6 protein-coding genes are annotated in these 6,411 nt (G+C 56.0%); 3 read left to right on the top strand and 3 right to left on the bottom strand.

All coding sequences use genetic code 11. The features are described from left to right. Positions 1–409 precede the first annotated feature (409 nt). Positions 410–574 (top strand): hypothetical protein, encoded by a 165-nt coding sequence (locus D886_RS28230; protein WP_155490281.1) that lies wholly within the window; start codon positions 410–412, stop codon positions 572–574. Between the two features lie 8 nt (positions 575–582). On the opposite strand, the gene D886_RS0117305 is transcribed toward D886_RS28230, so the two are convergent. Then, entirely contained in the window at positions 583–2,139 is a 1,557-nt protein-coding gene (locus tag D886_RS0117305) for a tetratricopeptide repeat protein (RefSeq protein WP_027595103.1), read from the bottom strand. Between the two features lie 477 nt (positions 2,140–2,616). Here D886_RS0117305 and D886_RS0117300 point away from each other — a divergent pair, with 477 nt between their 5' ends. After that, positions 2,617–3,477, top strand: a complete 861-nt coding sequence (locus D886_RS0117300) for a hypothetical protein (RefSeq protein ID WP_230855422.1) — start codon at positions 2,617–2,619, stop codon at positions 3,475–3,477. Between the two features lie 114 nt (positions 3,478–3,591). Here the strand turns inward: D886_RS0117300 and D886_RS0117295 are convergent, their stop codons facing one another. Then, complete coding sequence (locus tag D886_RS0117295) at positions 3,592–3,945, bottom strand: helix-turn-helix domain-containing protein (protein ID WP_027595101.1); 354 nt, start codon at positions 3,943–3,945, stop codon at positions 3,592–3,594. A gap of 101 nt (positions 3,946–4,046) precedes the next feature. Here D886_RS0117295 and D886_RS0117290 point away from each other — a divergent pair, with 101 nt between their 5' ends. Continuing rightward, on the top strand, positions 4,047–4,793 hold the full coding sequence (locus D886_RS0117290) for an NADPH-dependent F420 reductase (protein ID WP_027595100.1): 747 nt from the start codon (positions 4,047–4,049) through the stop codon (positions 4,791–4,793). 26 nt (positions 4,794–4,819) lie between these two features. Here D886_RS0117290 and D886_RS27070 read toward each other — a convergent pair whose 3' ends face one another. Continuing rightward, the gene (locus tag D886_RS27070; RefSeq protein ID WP_033694235.1) at positions 4,820–6,370 is read right to left on the bottom strand and encodes an IS66 family transposase; all 1,551 of its coding nucleotides are present in this window, start codon (positions 6,368–6,370) and stop codon (positions 4,820–4,822) included. Positions 6,371–6,411: the final 41 nt, after the last annotated feature.

The raw sequence follows: 6,411 nt of genomic DNA, 5'->3' as shown, positions 1-6,411 counted from the left end.
ATTCGCCGGACGCTAATCGGGGGAAAACCCAAAATAGCGGGTTACCGCAGGCATCTGCCAGTAGCAAGCCGCCTTCAGGCTGGCAGTCGGGTGTCGGTTACGCGATCTGGTTGAGTGTAGATGGAGAGCAAATGTGCTTTCTTGGGGGCAATTTATGGCCATTTGAAGATGAGCCGACGGTTTGCCCTTGCTTGATCGAGAGGTACCGCCACCCACCATTTGGGTGGCAGGTGGCAGGTGGCAGGTGGCAGGTGGCAGGTGGCAGGTGGCAGGTGGCAGGTGGCAGGTGGCAGGTGGCAGGTGGCGGCAGTTGAAAGGATCAGTCGCCCACTAGATCTTCATAGTGCTCTTCGCAGTAGAAGGTTGAGCCTAAGGCGTACGCTGCAGGTTCAGGGCAATAATCGCAAGGATGGCCATCCAGATCGGCACTGAACTGGCAGCTCGGGCAGCGGCACTCGACTTCGTCAAATTCTGTGTCAACGAACTCGAAGTCGTGCAGCGAAAACTCACAGCCGCATTGGCTGCAGGTGAAACCCTCGTCCGCCGCTTCTTCGCCGTCAAAGTCGGTATCTAGGATGGAGGTCATACCTGACCCTCCCACTGGATGCGCATTTCACGGGCCATTGGATGCCCTTGGGCTTCCGCCTGCTTAAGTAGCTCACATGCTAGCTCAACGTCTTGCTCGACCCCTTGACCGGTTACCAGGCACCGCGCTTGGTTAGCCAGCCCAATGACTGAGCCCATTTGGGCGGCCTCCGAGAAGAGAAGCCAGGCCAGGCGATGATTCGGTGTACCGCACTGACCATTGAACTCGATCGTGCCCAGTACATTGAACGCATCACCATTTCCATGGGCTGCAGACATTTCGAGCCAATACCGTGCTTCAAACGAGTCAACTGGGATACCCTCGCCATTGAGATACATCAGCCCCAGATTCATTGCCGCGTCGGCATCGCCCGCGTTGGCAGCTATGCGGAACAGCCGTCGCGCTTTCACCACATTCTTGCCAACTCCGTTGCCGTGCAGGAAACACAGCCCCAGATTGTAGATGGGCATGACGTGATTGAGCTGACGGGCTGAGCGAGCAGCCTTCCGGTACAGAGCAAAGGACTCAGGAGTGGATGCTCCACCGTTCTGATGGTCGAGGATGGTCGCTACCGTATTGATGCTGTGATCGTCGTCCAGATAAGCGGCCCGCATCAGCAAGTCGATGGCACGATTCCGGTCTTCGGGCACCCCATTACCATTGAGGTAGATCATTCCCAGGCAGCCGATCGAAGCGGCAATGTCGCCCTCAGCAGCCAGCTCGAAATGCCGGATAGCGTCGGGGATGCTTTTGGGGAAGTGTTCATCCCCCTCTAGGTGCATCCTGCCCAGGTTGTGGTGGGCGGTGAGAACGCCGAGGTCGGCTGCACGCTCGTACAGCTCGGCTGCTCTGGTGAAATCACGATCTCGGCCTAACCCTTCACTGTACATCCAGCCAAGGTTGAAGGACGCCATGGGATGACCTTTCTCATGGGCTTCCTGAAGGCGTTGATGGGCAGTGTTGTAGTCTTTCTTCCAAAGGGCCGACAGTCCAGCGTGGTATGAGCGATCCTTCAGGTGGCGCCCAGTCATGTCATCGGCGATGGAATTATCAGCTTCTCGACGAGTAATCCACTCCGGAGTAAAAACATCCCGGCAGAGCCAGAACGGTACTGGTGAGCGGTTACACAAAGCCCACTTGCCATCACCCATAGGCTTTATGTAGGGCTCAGCGTCGACATAGCCGTCGTGCCACACGCCGTCGATCTCCATCTTGCTCAGGGCATGCTTCAGCGCGGCTTGCCAGATCTCAATGCGTTCTGCTGGACTGAGATTGAAGGCCACAGGAAGTGGCCATCGCCAGAATTCTGATGGCATCGCGATCCCATACGCCAGCTGTACTGCAGAACTCAAGCGTTCGAATGCTGCAGCGCCGAACGGGATGGGGGAGTGCTTGAGCTGGTCATTCACGAGCCCATTGCTGGGCATGTCCGCAAGCGCATGAGACACGAGCTCGCGTACAGCACTGAGGCTGTCGCCGAAGTCAGGATGGTGTTGCTTGAGGTACTGCTGAAGGGCTTTAACGAACGGGCTGAACTGATCTTTGTCGATCATGGCTAACTCCGATATCTAATCCCTCCCCCAATATCGAGTTAGAACCATAGCAATGCGTGAGCTGCGTTGAGCTCAGATGCTGGTGTCACAGAAGGCGATTCGGTAGGGGAGGGATGCCCTGGCTCACCTTAGGCTCTTCGAGCCGCTTAGCCAGTGGCCATAGGTTAGGACAGATCCGCAGGGGAATCAAGGGAGGGTGGAGCGGCTAGCTCTGGGAACCTTCAACTGACTTTGCGGTGGCGGCCTGGTAACTGAGGTTGGAGTGATCCTTGTCGGGCCAACGTCTGAGCAGTACGACTTGAGCCCAGGCCATAGCGGCATAAGCACAGTCCTCGGCCCCACTTGCTAAGCCGAGTTGTGGGGCCACTCCGCCAGCCCCTCCGGATCAGGAAATTACTTCTTGAAGCGGGTGAGTTGCGCTGGCGGAGGGCTCACGATCGGGCGATCATGACGGCCTTACAAATCTGGAGGTGTCAGGTGCAGATCACCAACAAGGAAGTCATCGAAGCGTTGATAGCCGATTTCAAATTAATGCACTTCAGCATCCTACAGCCGGATGTGAGATGCGATTTCGACGGCGACCCCGCTGTACTTGCCCAGGTCGTTAAGGTGGCGGGCATCCCGACATTGAGATTCTCCTACCGCTTTGCTGACAACGTGGTGAGTAATCACACGGATATGTTTTACTGCCTAATCATCGCAGCCCATGAGCTGGCCCACTGGACGAACGCTCATACCAAGCATTTGGACAGGGACGATCTCGATAGTAAAGCCATCGAGATGTGGGCAGACTTTTTTGGTACCAGACTTCTGTTCACTGCCGTAGCCCGGTGTAAGCATTTGGCGGCTATCATCAACCGTTTGAGTACTCCCGCTTTCGATGCTGAAGGGTCAGACGGGCTGCTCTCGTCGTACGGTGAAGCACTACGTCAAGTATATGATCGCGTATTCGTGCCGGCTGGTGAATCGCCCAAGTACCCTTCCCCAGCTGAGCGAGCGCAGATCTGCGGTACTGGAGTTCCGTCGTTCTTCCACCGTCACTTTGGTGAATTGTATGAGGGGAGGACGATATTCTCGTTGAATAAAGTCCTAGTCGAACCGTTTAGCGACATCCTTGAAATTTTCTCAGGCGAGATGGATTCCGAAGCAGCTGAAGAGCTGACATTCAGGAATGTTGAAATACATCTGGGTCTCAAAGATGGCAGGCCCTTGATCACGCCTGGAATACGCCCTGAATTCAACCTTCTGGTTGGTACCCACTATCTGGGGCAGAGCGAAAGCAAGGCACACCGTGAGGCGTTGAAGGAAAAAATTCGGTCGTGGGGAGTGGAAATTTAGCCAGCTAATTGTCGACGCGGTGGAGTGTGAGAGGGTCGTAAGCGTCCGGCAAACCCGTCTCGACAGCTATTTTCTAGGAGTAGAGCGTACTGAGCGGCGGATTCTCGATCGCAATCAAATGTGATCGCGCCTCATCTCGGCCCACTCGATCAATGCCTGGATTGACGGCCCGAGTGCATGGCCGATCTGGGTGAGCTGGTACTCCACCCGGGGTGGCACTTGCGGGTACACCGTGCGCAGCACGATGCCATCCTTTTCTAACTGCTTTAGCTGTTGAATCAGCATCTTCTGATTTATTCCCTCGATCAGCTTCTCTAGATCCGAGAAACGAAGCGCACCTTTGGCTGCGAAAAGCTGGCACAAGATGATGATTTTCCATTTCCCTTCCAGCACGCGAAGAGTCTCAGTCGTTGCTTCGGCCCAATTCAACCGTTTTTGCGGATCGCCGCAATCCCAATCCCGTTCCATTTCTTTCTCAAAGGTGTGCTACCCACCTTTTGGTAGGTACTTACCATTATTACATCAGCCGCCTAGAATCGGTGCAAGCAAACGATTACTGAGGCTTAACCATGAAAATCGGCATCATTGGAACGGGTAACATCGGCGGCACCATTGCTCGTAAGCTAAGAGCTGCTGGTCATGAGATTCGCGTGGCAAATTCTGGAGGTGTCAACGGCGTTCGTGCATTCGCCGAAGAAATCGGAGCGGAGCCTGTAGACATTCGGGGCGCAGTGGACGGCGCGGATGTGGTAGTGCTGTCGATACCTCTGCCAGCATTGAGCGCACTCCCTTCTGACCTATTTACCTCCGTACCCGACAGCATCCCTGTTGTGGATACCAGCAACTACTACCCTGGTTTGCGTGACCCGCGCATTGCTGAAATTGATCAAGGGATGACGGAAAGCGTTTGGGTGACGAAGCAGATTGGGCGACCGGTAATCAAGGCTTTCAACAATGTGCTCGCCTACACATTGGCAGAATTGGGCGTTCCGGACGGTACACCAGGTCGTTTGGCAGCGGCGGTAGCGGGTGACGATGAGAAAGCCAAAGAAACAGTGATGACTCTGGTAGGTCAGGTTGGTTTCGATCCGGTTGACGCAGGCTCGCTTGAGGAGTCCTGGAGGCAACAGCCGTCTACACCAGGCTATTGCTGTGATTACGATGCTGAGACTATGCGCAGGGCTTTATCAGCAGCTATCAGGGGGCAGGCAGCCGCTAAACGAGATCAATTGCCTGAGCATTTCAAGTGGCTCGGGCCGAACCCGACCCATGGCGACGTGGTAGCCATGAATCGATCATTCAATCCACTCGACTAAGGTTTTTTGCTGAGCATGGAGCAAGCTCAAGAATGACTGATCGCTTGAGACGATGAATGAGTCCAGCATTGGGGTAACAACATTCCAATCTCACTTGCCCGCTGTGTCGGCAGCCGAGTCAGCACATCTTTGAGATAGGCATACGGATCGTGCCCATTCATGCGCGCCGACTGGATCAAACTCATAATCGCTGCCGCTCGTTTACCGCTGCGAAGAGACCCAGCGAACAACCAATTGGAGCGCCCAAGCGCCCATGGCCTGATCGTGTTTTCGACCGGGTTATTGTCGATGGGCACGGCACCATCATTCAGGTAGCGCGTTAGCGCTACCCATCGTTTCAAGCTGTAGTCCAAAGCCTTGGCCGTAGCCGAGCCTTCTGGCACAAGCTCACGCTGGGCCAGCATCCACTCATGTAGCTTCGCTGCGATGGGAACCGCTATTTCTTGGCGCAATCGCCTGCGGTCTTCATCGCTCATTTCTTTGGCTTGCCGCTCGATCTCGTACAGGCCACCGATTGAGTGCAGTGCTTGTTCGGCCAGTTGGCTTTTGTTCGCCACATGCAGGTCGAAGAACTTGCGGCGGGCGTGCGCCATGCAGCCGATTTCGGTGATGCTCAGCTCGAAGCCGGCCTTGTAACCCGCGAAGTCATCGCAGACCAGCTTGCCGTTCCACGTGCCAAGGAAGTTACGTGCATGTTCCCCAGCACGGCTGGGGCTGAAGTCGTAGACCACCGCCCTCAGTGCCGAGAACGGCGTCGTGCAATAAGCCCACACATAAGCTCGGTGCGTTTTCTTCTCGCCGGGCGCCAGCATCTGCACAGGTGTTTCATCAGCATGTACGACTCGCTGAGCCAGCACCGCTTCGCGCAGTGCATCCACCAGCGGCTGGAGTTGCACGCCAGTTTGGCCCACCCATTGAGCCAACGTTGAACGCGGAATCGCCAGGCCTGCACGGCCAAAGATCTTTTCCTGGCGGTACAGCGGAAGATGGTCGGCAAACTTGGCCACCATTACGTGAGCCAACAGGCCAGCAGTGGGGATACCCTTGTCGATCACCTGTGCCGGCACCGGCGCCTGGATCAGTGTTTCGCACTGGCGGCAGGCCCACTTTCCACGTACATGCTGCTCAACGGTAAACACGCCCGGTGTGTAATCCAGCTTCTCACTGACATCTTCGCCGATGCGCTGAAGCTGGCACCCGCAGACGCACTGGGTGTTCTCTGGCTCATGACGAATGACGGTACGAGGAAACTGCGGCGGAAGCGGCGCGCGCTTGGGCTTTTGGCGGATTTCGTCCGACGTCGGGGCAGGACGAAGCGCGTTCAGCTCTGCCTCAATGGCCCCAAGGTCGGTGTTGAGCAGGTCATCCAGCAAGCTGCCTTGCGCCGGGCTGATCTGCTCGCTGCGCTTAGCGAACTTGTGGCGCTTGAGGATGGCGATTTCGTGAGAGAGCTGTTCGATGATCGTCTCGTCACGATGGATCTTCCGGCCCATGGTGTCGACCTTCGATAGCAACTGCGTAGCGAGGGCGCGCAGTTGTTCGGGTGTCATTTGGTCGAGGTTGGGCGAGGAAGTCATGCCGTGGATTTTACCAAAGCAACTCATCCACCACAGCTCAA

This window comes from Pseudomonas sp. LAIL14HWK12:I7, from assembly GCF_000483465.1.
GTDB lineage: Bacteria > Pseudomonadota > Gammaproteobacteria > Pseudomonadales > Pseudomonadaceae > Aquipseudomonas > Aquipseudomonas kermanshahensis.
The sequence above is the reverse complement of the archived record's forward strand: the minus strand, read 5'-3'. Positions and strand labels throughout refer to the sequence as shown.